Annotated in this window: 13 protein-coding genes; 2 read left to right on the top strand and 11 right to left on the bottom strand. The window is 54.9% G+C overall.

What is annotated here, in order from left to right; all coding sequences use genetic code 11:
* Window positions 1–161: 161 nt before the first annotated feature.
* From mhpT to FCH32_RS04385, 7 genes are all read right to left on the bottom strand, one after another.
* Window positions 162–1,376 (bottom strand): 3-(3-hydroxy-phenyl)propionate transporter MhpT, encoded by a 1,215-nt coding sequence (mhpT, locus tag FCH32_RS04415; protein ID WP_096759464.1) that lies wholly within the window; start codon window positions 1,374–1,376, stop codon window positions 162–164.
* A gap of 68 nt (window positions 1,377–1,444) precedes the next feature.
* Window positions 1,445–2,458 carry a 4-hydroxy-2-oxovalerate aldolase gene (gene mhpE / locus FCH32_RS04410; protein WP_174360564.1) on the bottom strand — a complete coding sequence of 338 codons (1,014 nt, stop codon included), beginning with the start codon at window positions 2,456–2,458 and terminating at the stop codon, window positions 1,445–1,447.
* The gene (mhpF, locus tag FCH32_RS04405) at window positions 2,455–3,405 is read right to left on the bottom strand and encodes an acetaldehyde dehydrogenase (RefSeq protein ID WP_174360563.1); all 951 of its coding nucleotides are present in this window, start codon (window positions 3,403–3,405) and stop codon (window positions 2,455–2,457) included. The genes mhpE and mhpF overlap by 4 nt, the downstream gene beginning before the upstream one ends.
* Window positions 3,402–4,211, bottom strand: a complete 810-nt coding sequence (gene mhpD / locus FCH32_RS04400; RefSeq protein ID WP_115259290.1) for a 2-keto-4-pentenoate hydratase — start codon at window positions 4,209–4,211, stop codon at window positions 3,402–3,404. The genes mhpF and mhpD overlap by 4 nt, the downstream gene beginning before the upstream one ends.
* 9 nt (window positions 4,212–4,220) lie before the next feature.
* A complete protein-coding gene (mhpC, locus tag FCH32_RS04395; RefSeq protein WP_096758137.1) occupies window positions 4,221–5,087 on the bottom strand; it encodes a 2-hydroxy-6-oxonona-2,4-dienedioate hydrolase in 867 nt (288 codons plus the stop codon).
* Between the two features lie 28 nt (window positions 5,088–5,115).
* On the bottom strand, window positions 5,116–6,060 hold the full coding sequence (gene mhpB / locus FCH32_RS04390; RefSeq protein ID WP_096758138.1) for a 2,3-dihydroxyphenylpropionate/2,3-dihydroxicinnamic acid 1,2-dioxygenase: 945 nt from the start codon (window positions 6,058–6,060) through the stop codon (window positions 5,116–5,118).
* A 1-nt stretch (window position 6,061) separates the two neighbouring features.
* Entirely contained in the window at window positions 6,062–7,726 is a 1,665-nt protein-coding gene (locus FCH32_RS04385; RefSeq protein ID WP_174360562.1) for a bifunctional 3-(3-hydroxy-phenyl)propionate/3-hydroxycinnamic acid hydroxylase, read from the bottom strand.
* A 191-nt stretch (window positions 7,727–7,917) separates the two neighbouring features.
* On the opposite strand from FCH32_RS04385, the gene FCH32_RS04380 reads away from it, so the two are divergent.
* Entirely contained in the window at window positions 7,918–8,730 is an 813-nt protein-coding gene (locus tag FCH32_RS04380) for a DNA-binding transcriptional regulator (RefSeq protein WP_174360561.1), read from the top strand.
* A gap of 29 nt (window positions 8,731–8,759) precedes the next feature.
* Here the strand turns inward: FCH32_RS04380 and FCH32_RS04375 are convergent, their stop codons facing one another.
* The 4 genes from FCH32_RS04375 to FCH32_RS04360 form a co-directional block, all read right to left on the bottom strand.
* Entirely contained in the window at window positions 8,760–10,748 is a 1,989-nt protein-coding gene (locus FCH32_RS04375) for a putative bifunctional diguanylate cyclase/phosphodiesterase (protein ID WP_153879417.1), read from the bottom strand.
* Between the two features lie 17 nt (window positions 10,749–10,765).
* Entirely contained in the window at window positions 10,766–11,260 is a 495-nt protein-coding gene (locus FCH32_RS04370) for a putative pterin-binding protein (protein ID WP_096758142.1), read from the bottom strand.
* Window positions 11,261–11,518: 258 nt separating this feature from the next.
* The gene (locus FCH32_RS04365; RefSeq protein WP_096758143.1) at window positions 11,519–11,995 is read right to left on the bottom strand and encodes a cold-shock protein; all 477 of its coding nucleotides are present in this window, start codon (window positions 11,993–11,995) and stop codon (window positions 11,519–11,521) included.
* Window positions 11,996–12,069: 74 nt separating this feature from the next.
* A complete protein-coding gene (locus FCH32_RS04360) occupies window positions 12,070–12,315 on the bottom strand; it encodes a YmjA family protein (protein WP_115259298.1) in 246 nt (81 codons plus the stop codon).
* 450 nt (window positions 12,316–12,765) lie between these two features.
* On the opposite strand from FCH32_RS04360, the gene FCH32_RS04355 reads away from it, so the two are divergent.
* On the top strand, window positions 12,766–13,221 hold the full coding sequence (locus FCH32_RS04355; RefSeq protein WP_117342087.1) for a SymE family type I addiction module toxin: 456 nt from the start codon (window positions 12,766–12,768) through the stop codon (window positions 13,219–13,221).
* Window positions 13,222–13,376 lie beyond the last annotated feature (155 nt).

The raw sequence follows: 13,376 nt of genomic DNA, 5'->3' as shown, positions 1-13,376 counted from the left end.
AACACAGGACGAGGATTAACAATAAGATACAAAAAAGGTCGCCAGGCCATAACGCCTCCGCTATCAGGGTTTATTCAACTCTGGCAACGGAGACGTCCAATGACGTTCCCCCGAAAGTAGGAACCGCGCGTCACACCTCATACGTCCGGATGAGCGCACGGTCAGGAGTCGCTGGCTTGAACCTGTATCTGTGATTTACGGCTCATCAGCACAAACACCGCCAGCCCGGCCAGCAAAATACCCGGTGCGGAGGCCGCCATCACGCCTACCGTTCCGGTGCCCAGCGCCAGCATTTTCCCCGCCAACAGTGGACCACTCATCGCCCCGAGGCGCCCAACGGCCACCGCGGTGCCTACGCCGGTGGCGCGGATGGGGGTGCTGTAAAACAGCGGAGCCAGCGCATACAGCACGCTTTGGCCGCCGGTGGCAAACATCCCTGCGACAAATCCGGCCACCAGCATACCGCTCAATGACGACACCGTACCGAGCGCCAGCAGTGAAGCCAGCATCCCAGTGTAAATCAGTAGCGACATCACCACCGGGCGCAGTTTATCCATCAATGCACCGAGGATTAACGTCCCGCTGGCCGCGCCGATTTGCAGGGCAAACATCACGCCCGCCGCCTGTGAGGGGCGAAAGCCCTGTTCAACCAGTAGCATCGGCAGCCAGTTGATCAGCATATACACCACCAACAGGGTGAAGAAATAACACAGCCACAGCAGCAACGTGGCGGTCGCGGTGGCAGGGGCAAACAGCGCACGCAACGGTGCGGCGGCGGCCTGCGTTTGCTGGGCATACACATGTGATTCCGGTAGCCATCGCATCAGCAACGGCACCAGCAGCAGCGGGATCACCCCACCAACCCAGAACACAGTTTGCCAGGCGGAGGCCACACCGCTAAAACCCAGCGCCGCCGCCAGCGCTGCGCCAATCGGCACCCCGCAGTACATCAGGCTCACCGCGGTGCCGCGAAAGCGCGGGCCTGCGGCTTCGGAGGTCAGCGCGATCAGGTTCGGCAACGCCGCCCCCAACCCGACACCGGTCATCAGGCGGGCAAACACCAGCGACGAGAAATCCCAGGATATCGCCGTCGCCAGCGAAAACAGGCCAAACAGCGCCACGGAGCCAATAAGGATCCGCTTGCGCCCATAGCGGTCAGCCAGCATACCGCCCACCAGCGCGCCGGGCAGTAATCCCAGAATACCGGCGCTGAAGATCCAGCCCATCTGCATTTTATCTAACGCAAAAGCCTGGGCGATGCCGACGGCAGCGATACCGGCGGCCTGTAAATCCAGCCCTTCCATCAGGGCGACTAAAAAACACAGCCCGACGGTCAGCGTCAGACGGGATGAGGATGCGGGGGTACGGGTTGTCATGAGGTGTACCTCTGAGGTCACGATGCAGGTGAAGCGCGGCTGATACGTTGCCAGCCGCGTCATTATTTTTATTTGCTGTTGCGCAGATCCAGCGCCACGTCGACGATCATATCTTCCTGGCCGCCCACCATTCGGCGTTTGCCCAGTTCAACCAGAATATCCACCGCGCTCAGACCATAGCGCGCCGCCGCCACTTCACAATGACGCAGGAAGCTGGAATAGACCCCGGCATAACCCAGCGCCAGCGTTTCGCGATCCACCCGCACCGGGCGGTCCTGCAGCGGACGGACTAAATCGTCGGCGGCATCCATCAGCGCGTAAAGGTCGGTGCCGTGCTGCCAGCCGAGCTTATCCGCAGCGGCGATAAACACCTCCAGCGGCGCATTGCCCGCCCCTGCGCCCATGCCCGCCAGACTGGCATCAATACGGTCACAACCCTCTTCCACTGCGGCCAGGGAGTTCGCCACACCGAGGCTCAGGTTGTGGTGGGCATGCATCCCGGTTTCCGTTTCCGGCTTCAGCACCGCTTTCAGGGCGCGGAAGCGATCGCGAATGTCCGTCATGTTCATTGCCCCGCCGGAATCGACCACATAAATACAGGTCGCACCGTAGTTTTCCATCAGCTTCGCCTGCTGCGCCAGTTTCTCCGGCGTGGTCATGTGGCTCATCATCAGAAAGCCGACGGTGTCCATGCCCAGCTCGCGCGCATACTGAATATGCTGGGCCGACACGTCCGCTTCGGTGCAGTGGGTCGCCACGCGCACCACCCGCGCACCGGCCTGGTATGCGTTTTTCAGGTCATGAATCGTGCCGATACCCGGCAGCAACAGCGTGGCGATTTTTGCGTGCTCCACCACGTCCGCCGCCGCTTCAATCCATTCCAGATCGCTGTGCGCGCCAAAGCCGTAGTTAAAGCTGGAGCCCTGTAACCCGTCGCCGTGCGCCACCTCAATGGAATCGACACGCGCATCGTCCAGTGCTGTAGCGATTTGGCGGACGTTTTCCAGCGAATATTGATGACGAATGGCATGCATACCGTCACGCAAGGTCACGTCAGAGATATAGAGTTTTTTACCGTTCATGCTGCTTCTCCTGCCTGACGCGCGAGTGACTGTGCCATCTTTTCAGCGGTCGCCAGCGCGCTGGAGGTCATAATATCGAGATTGCCCGCGTAGGCTGGCAGGTAGTGCGCCGCACCTTCCACTTCCAGATACACCGCAGTTTTCAGGCCGGAGAACTGGCCAATACCCGGCAGATTCACCGGTTTATCCTGTGGGATGACCTCAAACTGCACGCGCTGTTTCAGGCGGTAGCCCGGCACGTACGCGTGTACCGCCGCTGCCATTTGGTTAATCGACGCCTCAATTTCTGCCTGAGAAGCCTCTTCGCTCAGCACATACACCGTGTCGCGCATCATCAGCGGCGGCTCCGCTGGGTTGAGCACAATAATCGCTTTGCCTTTCTCGGCACCGCCCACCACTTCAATCGCCTTCGAGGTGGTTTCGGTAAATTCATCAATATTGGCGCGCGTACCCGGTCCCGCGGACTTGCTGGCAATAGAGGCGATAATCTCGGCGTAATACACCCGCGCCACGCGGGACACCGCCGCCACCATCGGGATGGTCGCCTGGCCGCCGCAGGTCACCATATTGACGTTCAGCCGATCCACGTTGGCCTCGAGATTCACTACCGGCACGCAGTACGGGCCAATCGCCGCCGGCGTCAGGTCGATCAGGCGGATCCCCGGCTTAACCGCGCGTAAGGCGGCGTCATTTTTCACGTGCGCACCCGCGCTGGTGGCGTCAAACACGATGTCGATATCGGCAAATTCCGGCATTGCCATCAGCCCCGTTACCCCTTCATGGGTGGTGGCGACGCCCATGCTTCTGGCGCGCGCCAGACCGTCGGATCCCGGGTCGATACCGACCATCACCGCCATCTCAAGCTGCTTGCCGTGACGCAGAATTTTAATCATCAAATCGGTGCCGATGTTACCGGAGCCGATAATGGCAACTTTACGCTTACTCATGACTGACTTCCTTTTGTAACCGCCGCAGAGAACGTGGCGGCGACTGAACCAATACCCTCGATATGGGCCTCAAAACGATCGCCCGCATTTACCGCGACCATCGGGCCTAACGCCCCAGTGAGAATGATGTCTCCGGCACGTAGCGGCTCGCCGAGGCTGGCCATTTTGCGCGCCAGCCAAACGGCGGCGTTGATCGGATGCCCCAGACATTCGCTACCGCGCCCGCTGGAAACCTCCTCGTTATTACGCGTCATTTTCATCGTGCAGTTTTTCAGATCTAACCCCGCCGGGCGCTGCGCCGGGCCGCCAACCACGTACACGCCGCAGGAGGCGTTATCCGCCACGGTATCAACAAATTGAATCGACCAGTCGCGAATACGGCTGCCGACCACTTCCATTGCGGGCAGCACCCACTCGATGGCGTTAACCAGCTCATCAAAAGTGGTGTCGGTCGCAGGCAGGTCGCGGTTCAGCACCAGCGCAATCTCCGCTTCAATCCGCGGTTGCAGCACGCGCTCAAACGGGATGGTGTCGTTATCGCCGTAACACATGTCGGCAAACAGCGTGCCGAAGTCGGGCTGACTGACCCCCAGTTGCTGCTGGACTTTCGGGTGCGTCAGCCCCACCTTACGCCCAACCACGCGACGCCCCTGCGCCACGTCGTGCTGCACGTTGATGTGCTGAATGGCGTAGGCCGCCTCGGCGTTGTCCACACCAATCAATTCGCGCAGCGGGGCAATCGCGACACCCTGCTCCTGTGCCTGGCGTAAATCAGCGGCTAACTGTTCAAGATTACGATTCGTCATTTCCGTTCCTTAAGGTCGCGCGAGGAAGTTCAGCACCAGCTGATTAAAGGCGTCCGCATGTTCCCACTGCGCCCAGTGCCCGCAGTCGCGGTAAATGTGCAGCTCTGAACCCGCAATTCCGGCGAGCAGGCGCAGCCCGGCGTCCATCGGCACGAAGCGATCGTTGCGTCCCCAGACAATCAGAGTCTGGGCTTTGATCTCCGCCAGACGCGGACTAAAGTCCGGGAACTGTTTTGGATTGGCTTCCAGGCTCTGGACAAAGTTTTCCAGGTGATCGCGACGCGACAGCATGTTATTGAGTCGTGCCTCAAACAGCGCGTCGGTCAAGTCGCTGGTGTCGAACACAAAGATGTCCATCATCAACTTCAGATTCTCGATGGTCGGCTCGCGATACAGCTGGTTCAGGCGCTTGATGCCTTCAGTTGGCATCGGCGTAAACAGGCTCATACCGCCCGTCCCACCGCCCATCAGCACCAGCTTGCCCACGCGCTCCGGCCAGCTCAGGGTGAACGCCACGGCGCTGTGGCCGCCCATCGAGTTGCCCAGTAAGTGGACTTGCTGAAGATCCAGCTGATCGACCACACTTTTCAGGATGCGGGCGTTCAGATCTGATCGCGACCCGCGGTTAACGATCCCATCGCTTTTCCCCCAGCCCGGGCAATCCAACAGGATCACCCGGTAACCGGCCTCAACCAGCGGATCGATATTGCGGCTGAAGTTGGCCCAGCCCGTGGCGCCCGGGCCGGATCCGTGCAGCAGCACAACGGTCTCTTCGCCCTGCCCACAGTCATTGACATGTACGCGTAGGGTTTCGCCAGCTTCCTGCACCTCAAGAAAACGGCTGCTGGCGGCTTCGGTTTGCGGTTGGTAAGTCATGATGTTCTCCTGCATGTTCAGTTCTGTTTCAGTTCTGTGTGGCGGCGCTCAACGAGCCAAATCCGGCGATCCACTCCGGGATCGGACGGTAGTAACGGCCTTCGCTGCGCCAGTGACCAAAAGCAGAAATAGCGGCGAAGGCGGCAACCCAGGTTTTCACTTCGTGCGTCGATTTGCCCGCCATCGCGGACAGCTCTTCGTTGCTGACGCCGTCCAGTTCCGCCAGACGCCCCTGCTCAAGCAGAGTCATAAAGCGGTTATCCCAGACGGGGTTGAGCGGGTGCAGCGTGTTCTGATCTTCAACAAACTTTTCGGCGGCGCTGATCACCCGCTGCTGGCGTAGCTGGCGTTCGTTTTCTGGCAACTGCTTACCGCTGCCAAGCAGACGGTCGCGCATGTGGGCGTCGGCCTTCGCCAGCTCGGGCACCGGCGGCTGGTGCGACAGCCCACCGGAGCCTATAAACAGCACGCGTTTATTCAGTGAGCTGGTGAACCGACCAATCGCCTCGCCGAGCAGGCGAGTGCGCTGGAAGCCCGGCAGCGGCGTAGCGACGCCGTTAATAAACACCGGCAATACCGGGACCTTATCCAGCCCGCCGAGCAAAAACTCCAGCGGCTGAGCAAAGCCGTGATCGACCTGCATGTTGTACGACACGGCAAGATCGATGCCGCTTTTCATCACCGCGTGGGCGCAGGCTTCCGCGAGATCCGCCGGCACCGGCAGTTCTCCCGCCGCGCTGCCAAAATCACCGATCGCCGTGGCGCCAATGCCTAAGCAAAACGGCGGCATCACATCGTAGAAAAAACCGTTGTAGTGATCGGGGGCAAACAGCACCACCAGTTCGGGATCGAACGCCGCAATGCGCGCACGGGCGCTGGCGATCACCCCGTTGACCTCGTCGAGCACGGCCTGTGCCGGGTCGACATAGCCCACCAGCGGCGAGTGGGAAAGACAGTGAAGATAAGCGTGCATATCAGGCGACCTTTTCGACAGGAACCGCGACATGAGTGCGGGTGAGCGTCATCACCGACGCCAGTTTATTCAGGGTGCTGCCCAGGGTTTGCGGAATGGCAACCGCAGCAACGAAGCGATCCGGACGCATCACCACCAGCGCGGCTTTATGTTGGGCAAACCACGCGCGCAGGCGATTTTGCGTATCACCAATACGGATAACCCCGTCGTGGTTATCCTGTGAGGTATTGATCTGCGTGTCCGGCACCACCTGGATAAACCGCGTGCCGAGCGCGCACCACAGCTGGATTTGCTCGTCACTCATACCCCACAGCGGATTACAGCCCCAGCCAATCACCGCAAAATTCGGCCCGATGACGTTGTCGAGCAGCGTCACGTCACCCGTTTCCAGCGTCACCTTTGGCTGAATAAACATCTTGCCGACCGGGGATGCTTTCGCGTCGCCTTCACGCACCAGCGCCCCGACGTGATATTGCGGCATCGGCTTGAAGCGCATTTCAAGGAAGTAGCGTTTGACCGGCGGAATGTAGTTCAGCAGCCAGGAAATGCCGTCACGCACCGCGCCATGCCAGCGTTTCGGCGGTGCCAGCACGTTACCCGCAGTCACCGACAAATCAATCATGGCTTTGGCGTGATCGCGGCGTTCCTGCTGGTAGGTGTCCAGCAGCGCATCACCGGCTTTGCCCTCAATGACCAGCGCCAGTTTCCACGCCAGGTTGAAGGCATCGCGCATGCCGCTGTTGTACCCCTGCCCCTGCCAGACCGGCATAATGTGCGCGGCATCGCCCGCCAGCAGCACGCGGTCAATACGAAAACGTTCGGCCAGACGGGCGTTATGGGTATACACGCGCTGGCGGATCAGCTCAACGTTGTCCGGGTTCGGCAGCACTTTGCTCAGCAACTGGCGCATATTCTGCGGCTCGCTAAGCTGCGCTTCGGTTTCCCCCGGCATCACCATAAATTCAAAGCGGCGCACCGCGTGTGGCAGTGCGGCGGAGACATACGGACGCACCGGATCGCAGCACAGATACACGTGTGGGGTGCTGAGCGGATCGTTGGCGATATCCACCACAATCCACTGATTTGGCGCGGTTTTACCTTCGAATGGCACATTCAGCGAGCGCCTGACGACGCTGCCGCCGCCGTCGCAGGCCACCAGCCACTGGGCCTGCACCGTTTCACGCTGACCGTCCGGTGCCTTCAGGTTCAGCGTCACTTCGCCATCCTTCTGACTGAACGCCTCCAGCTCGCGAGAGAACAGGCAACGCACGTTGGGAAACCGCGACAGCCCTTCCAGCATCACCGCGTCTACCTGCGGCTGAATAAACGCATTACGGCGCGACCAGCCAAACTCGTCGGTCATCGGCTGGATATCAGCAAAGCAGCGGCCCTTGGGGGTAAGAAAGCGCATCGCATGCCATGGCGTGGTGTGCGGCAGCACGTTTTCGACCAGACCAACGGACTGCAGGGTGCGCAGCGCTTCATCGTCAATGCCGATGGCGCGCGGATAGTCGATTAGCGCATCGAGCTTCTCCACCACCAGCACCTCAATGCCCATCTGGCCGAGATAGTTCGCCATCATCAGCCCCACCGGACCGGCTCCGGCAATCGCCACCTGCACGGTGTGTTGCACAGCGGGTTGGATATCCGGGTTTATCGTTGTCATTTCAGAACCTCACTACGCGGACATAACGTCATGGCAGCCTCTGGAGAGACGCACCTGGCTTTGTTAAAAATATGTGAATAATTTTTTATTGTGCGGTCAGTATAGGAGGGTGTTTTTGCGCTACAATCAAAACATACTTGGATGTGCACTTAGTGCACAACGTTGTTTTATCTGTAGATTTGTCAACGAATATGAAAAGTGACGAGAGTACCGAATACAAAACCGTGCGCGGATTAACCCGCGGGTTAATGTTATTAAATATGTTAAACCGGCTCGACGGTGGGGCCAGCGTTGGTCTGCTGGCAGAGCTGAGCGGCCTGCACCGCACCACGGTCAGACGACTGCTGGAAACGTTGCAGGATGAGGGTTACGTCCGGCGCAGCCTGTCCGATGACAGCTTTCGCTTAACCATCAAAGTTCGCCAGCTCAGCGAGGGATTTCGTGACGAGCAGTGGATTTCCGCGCTGGCCGCGCCGCTGCTGGGGGATTTACTGCGCGAGGTCATCTGGCCGACCGACGTTTCCACGCTCGACGTCGATGCCATGGTGGTGCGTGAAACCACCCACCGCTTCAGCCGCCTGTCATTTCACCGGGCGATGGTCGGGCGTCGTCTACCGTTGCTGAAAACCGCCTCCGGCCTGACCTGGCTGGCGTTTTGTCCGGAGAATGAACGTCAGGAGCTGATCGAAATACTGGCATCGCGACCGGGAGAAGAATTCCAGCTGGCGCGCGAACCGCTGAAGCTGGACGCTATCCTGACCCGCGCGCGCAAAGACGGTTTTGGACAGAACTATCGCGGCTGGGATCAGGAGGAGAAAATCGCCTCTATCGCCGTGCCAATCCGCAGCGAACAGCGGGTGATCGGCTGCCTGAACCTGGTGTATATGGCCAGTGCGATGACCATCGAACAGGCCGCGGAAAAACACCTTTCGGCCTTACAAAAAGTGGCGAAGCAGATCGAAGACGGCGTGGCGTCACAGGAGATTTTGGTTGCCGGGAGGTGAGATGGATCACATTTCCCCTCCCCCTCTGATTAAGAGCCACGTTCACTGCGCAATGTGTCGTCGTTATCTGTCAGCAGAGACGTTCGCGATTTACCGTTTCTGATTTTTCCATCAATACCAGGTTGAGGTTTACCAAACAGATAGCCTTGTGCGAAATCGCAGCCCAGAGCCTGAAGACTTTCCAGTTGTTCCTGCGTTTCAACCCCTTCTGCAACCGCCTTCATATTGAGAGATTTCGCCATACCGGTGATAAGTTTGATGATGTTAAGGGCGTCTTCCTGTGTAGATATCGAATGCACAAAGGACTTGTCTATTTTGATTTTATCGAAGGCAAGCCTGCTCAGCCGCGAAAGCGAAGAGTATCCCGTACCAAAATCATCAATGGAGATTTTCACGCCCAGGGCTCTGAGCCTGTTAAGCGTATTCATCGGCGTATTGCTGTCAGTAAAGAGAGAGGATTCCGTCACTTCCAGTTCAAGACGATCAGCCGGAAGTCCTGTTTCTTTCAGAATAGACAACACTATTCCGGCAAAGGCTTTGCTGCTTAGCTGGACAGGCGAGACATTGACTGAAATTTTAGCTGGAACCGCCCAGGAAGCCGCTTCCCTGCAGGCCATTTCAAGCACCGATTTCCCCATTTCATTAATCATTCCTGTCTTTTCAGCAACAGGAATAAAGCTATCCGGCGACAGCAGGCCTTTAAGAGGATGTATCCAGCGGATAAGGGCTTCATAGCTGTAAATTTCCCTGCTGAAAGAATCTACAATCGGCTGGTAATAAACCACGAATTCTTTATTCGCTATTGCCATCGCCATATCATGCTCAAGGGTTCTGCTTTCTTGCAACTTATCTAACATGCGTTGCCGGAAGACTTTTATCTTACCAGAACCTTCTTTTTTGGCTTCATATAGGGCCAGATCGGCAAATTTATATAGATAGTCGGAGCGGCGTTCAGTTTCGGAAATAACAATGCCAACGCAGGTGGTAATGTTGATAATCGTGTTATAAATCGTGTAGGGCTGGTTGATAAATTCACATATTTTTTGCGCGCGAGAAACAGCATGACTCTCAGTCAGACCCGTCGAGAGAAACGCAAACTCATCCCCACCTAAGCGATAAAGCGTATCTGAAGTCAGGCTCATCGAAACCAGGCGATGGGATATCTGACGTAACAATGAATCACCGACATCATGACCATACGTATCATTGACCTCTTTGAATCGGTCTAAATCAAACAACATCACTGTCACAGAACTATTATTCTTTTCTGCCGTCTCGATGGTTTTATTTAAATCTTCCCAAAAAAGCTGGCGGTTATTCATCTCGGTAAGAGAATCATGGTAGACGTCATATTCCAGTTTTGTATTCTGGATTTGCAGTTTTTCTTTAGATTTCTGCAATTCTTCAGCAAGACGCTTAACCTGAAGATGCGCCTGCAAAATATTTCTGTTCTGATAGAATATCAGCACGCCCAGTATCGCACTCAGTATAATCAGCAGTACTGAGATCGCTGAATAAATATAGTACAGCGCTTGAATTTTGAGGTTTGTACTATTAATCGAGTTAACATCTTTATTTAGCGCACCGGATGAAAGGCGGCCTAGCGGCGCATCCAGCGCATGCATTTTTTTCAAGTATGTCTGGAGCTCTGAACGATTCATTTTCTCAAGATGAACATCCAGATAGTTAAGTGTGTTTTCCAGTTGTAAAGCCAGTTCACCATGCGCTTCATTATTTTGTATATAATGTCCCAACTCACCTTCTTTCATTAAATCATTCTGGCTGAGCATGATGTCGAGGCGCAGACGTACATCATCGAGGTTCATAGAATCATCGATAGTGTAAAGACCAAGCCATGACTCAAAACGGTAGTATTCTGATACCAGTTGTGCAGCGGACCATGAATCGGTGTAGTGAGTCAGTTTCTGTAACTCTTGTTGCCGTTCATGCACGAGGTAAGAGATATACCCGGTAGATATAAAAAGAGAAAATATGATGCCCGCCAGTATTCTGTTCATGATGTTCTTCTGAACTCCTACTCAATATTCATTCTGCTGACCTGCCATGCTGAGCGTGCATAAAAAACCTGATTATTCAGTTCAGGCATGCTGTCATAGGGGTACACAATGAATAAGGGACCTTTATCACGGACGCGAATGTATTTTTCGTTGATTTTTACAGCCAGGATAACATTATATTTTTTGAAATCACTGAGTGGGATAACCGTGGTGTAGTCATTGAGCGCGGTGACCTTAACCACAGAACCTTTCGCGCCAACATAATCCATGAGCTTTTGCAGTGGAATACCCGTAAAGGTAGTGCGTCCATTATACCAGGGCGAGGTGGTCTGGAAACTGACCATGCCCAGCTTCTCAAGGCTGGCAATATCAAAAACGGCTTTCCCGTCTTCATTTGTATTTTCTATATTACCGGACAGCGTTAAAAGGGCTTTACCGGCAGGTTTAGAAAGTTCACCCGCCCAGAGCTGTGTGGAGACGACAAAGCTTAACAACATAACAATTAATCGCATTTTAACCTCGCCTGCCGACCGGATGTAAACGAATTATAATTTAGTTATAATGCTATTTACATATGCTGCCTGGATATTATTGGTGCAATAAACCCATTCATATTTTAAATCATCAAAATCAACAGGTTAGCCATCACTCCATTTTTATACTAATTAATAGCTCAGACAATGTCCGCCTGCCACCATGCAGGCCAAAAAAAACCGAAACCCCGCTCATAAAATGAGCAGAATTTCGGCACACGTTCAGCCTGGAGCGCTTTAGACTTTAAGCAGCTTTACCGTTTCTTCGATGTCTATCTCATCTTCCGAGAAGATCAGCGTCGTACCCTGGAAGGTAGTAATGGCCAGCTTTTTCAGCGAACGCATTTCGCCAGGCTTGACGTCTGACTTCGGCTTAATGCTGTTCATCAGCGCGCCCACGGACAGCACCGCATTTTCTTTATCAATGCGGGTTTCAACCGGCACTTCTTCGCTATACACCACCCAGGACTTGATCGCCGTGAGTTTCAGGCGCTCACCCGCGATATAGATGTATTTGCTGTCGGGCACCACTTTCACCGCATAGGCTGACAGGCCTTTGTTGTTAGTGGTCGGCTCGAAGGTCACCGCCGCGTCTTTCTTGATCAGCTCAGGATTAGCAACCTTAATCACATGAAAATAGCGGTTATCGCCGTTTTCATCTTTGATAAATCCAAAGCCTTTATCTTTAAACCACGTTGTGATTGTTCCGTTCATTGCTGTTTCCGCCTGATTAAAACGTCATACTCGTAAAATTTGCGCGCAGTGTAAAACATCGGCCACGTCTTTGGCTACTCGTTGCCCCAGCGGTTGAGGAACTCGGCGATATCATCGATACGCTGTGCGTCAATCCCGGCCACGGTCGCCATCTCTTGCTGCGCGTCTTCGCCGATCTCTTCGTTGTTCATCAAACGGACGATCAACTGTTGGAAGTAGTGCGCCAGCGCGTCGCGTTCCGCGTCGCTAACCGGCTTTGCGGCCTCGGTCGCGTACTCGTCGGCGATATCATAATATTTTAGCGGAATGTCGTTGTTCATCAGGTGCTCCGGGGTGAATGCGTGTGCCAGCAGTTGTCTGCCGCGTCTGGAGTGAATGATAGCATTCTTATTTCACCGTTAGCGATCTGTTTTATTGACTGCAATATGTTTCATATATCCGCAATATTTTCTGGAGCCACTTCGCATTTAATAAATCTCATTACGTTTAAATGACCCCATTTTTATTCAGCACGGTATAATAGCCGCAGGTTAAATAAAGCAGCAACGAAGGAAATATAAGATCATTTTAAATCTAATCGCCTGAATAATTCGAGTTGCAGGACGGCGGCAAGGGAGTAAATTCCCAGCAGCATAGATAACTATGTGACTGGGGTGAACGAGCATAGCCAACGCACCTGCAATTCGAATTATGACGGGGATTCGCGGCATGAAGGTGCAGCAACACCCTCACACCGCTAACCACAAAACAACTAAACACAGGAGTTGATTATGGCTGACGCGAATTTTATGCCAGAACCCGCCGTGGCCCAAGCAGATTCTGAGGTTTTGCCGGATGAGTCGCAAAACCCCGAGCTGCTACGCAAAAACCACCGCAACCGTCTGCACGGCAAGCGCACCGTGGAGGCCAGCATTCATCCACGAGCGGAATCGGCGCAGGACAGTTCCGCCTGCTGCGAACTGTATTCACGGATGGATAATAATTATCTGCCACTCAGCGGAGAATGGCTGCCCAATGCCGGATTTGTTAATGGTATGCCGGTAAAAATACGGGTGATGAAAGATTGCATCGTTATTACGCCACAGCATACGAGAGAGTTATGGGGCTGTATAGAAGGAATGAGTGTGGTGAATATTAATAAGCAGAAAGTGTCCCAGTGGTTAAAAACCTTTCCCGGCGCGTTGCATGATTTGGGCGATATACCGATGATTAAACGCAGCAAATAAAGCTTCGTCCCGTAGGCCTGATAAGCGCAGCGCATCAGGCCTGTTACGCACCACCATCTCTTCGCCGGATGGCGGGCAAGCGCGAGTCTATTCCTTCATTTCTAACGTTGACCATCTGGCTCCCGCATGTCTGACCGTAAAGTCCGCTTCGTTAT

Origin of the sequence: Citrobacter gillenii, from assembly GCF_013337685.1 — a bacterium.
Classification (GTDB): domain Bacteria; phylum Pseudomonadota; class Gammaproteobacteria; order Enterobacterales; family Enterobacteriaceae; genus Citrobacter; species Citrobacter gillenii.
The sequence above is the reverse complement of the archived record's forward strand: the minus strand, read 5'-3'. Positions and strand labels throughout refer to the sequence as shown.

Bases quoted from the DNA above. Each gene is read 5' to 3' on its own strand.
- FCH32_RS04355 (WP_117342087.1), top strand. From the start codon at position 12,766: ATGGCTGACGCGAATTTTATGCCAGAACCCGCCGTGGCCCAAGCAGAT.
- mhpT (WP_096759464.1), bottom strand. From the start codon at position 1,376: ATGACAACCCGTACCCCCGCATCCTCATCCCGTCTGACGCTGACCGTC.
- mhpB (WP_096758138.1), bottom strand. From the start codon at position 6,060: ATGCACGCTTATCTTCACTGTCTTTCCCACTCGCCGCTGGTGGGCTAT.
- FCH32_RS04385 (WP_174360562.1), bottom strand. From the start codon at position 7,726: ATGACAACGATAAACCCGGATATCCAACCCGCTGTGCAACACACCGTG.
- FCH32_RS04360 (WP_115259298.1), bottom strand. From the start codon at position 12,315: ATGAACAACGACATTCCGCTAAAATATTATGATATCGCCGACGAGTAC.
- mhpC (WP_096758137.1), bottom strand. From the start codon at position 5,087: ATGACTTACCAACCGCAAACCGAAGCCGCCAGCAGCCGTTTTCTTGAG.
- FCH32_RS04375 (WP_153879417.1), bottom strand. From the start codon at position 10,748: ATGAACAGAATACTGGCGGGCATCATATTTTCTCTTTTTATATCTACC.
- mhpF (WP_174360563.1), bottom strand. From the start codon at position 3,405: ATGAGTAAGCGTAAAGTTGCCATTATCGGCTCCGGTAACATCGGCACC.
- FCH32_RS04380 (WP_174360561.1), top strand. From the start codon at position 7,918: ATGAAAAGTGACGAGAGTACCGAATACAAAACCGTGCGCGGATTAACC.
- FCH32_RS04370 (WP_096758142.1), bottom strand. From the start codon at position 11,260: ATGCGATTAATTGTTATGTTGTTAAGCTTTGTCGTCTCCACACAGCTC.
- mhpD (WP_115259290.1), bottom strand. From the start codon at position 4,211: ATGACGAATCGTAATCTTGAACAGTTAGCCGCTGATTTACGCCAGGCA.
- FCH32_RS04365 (WP_096758143.1), bottom strand. From the start codon at position 11,995: ATGAACGGAACAATCACAACGTGGTTTAAAGATAAAGGCTTTGGATTT.
- mhpE (WP_174360564.1), bottom strand. From the start codon at position 2,458: ATGAACGGTAAAAAACTCTATATCTCTGACGTGACCTTGCGTGACGGT.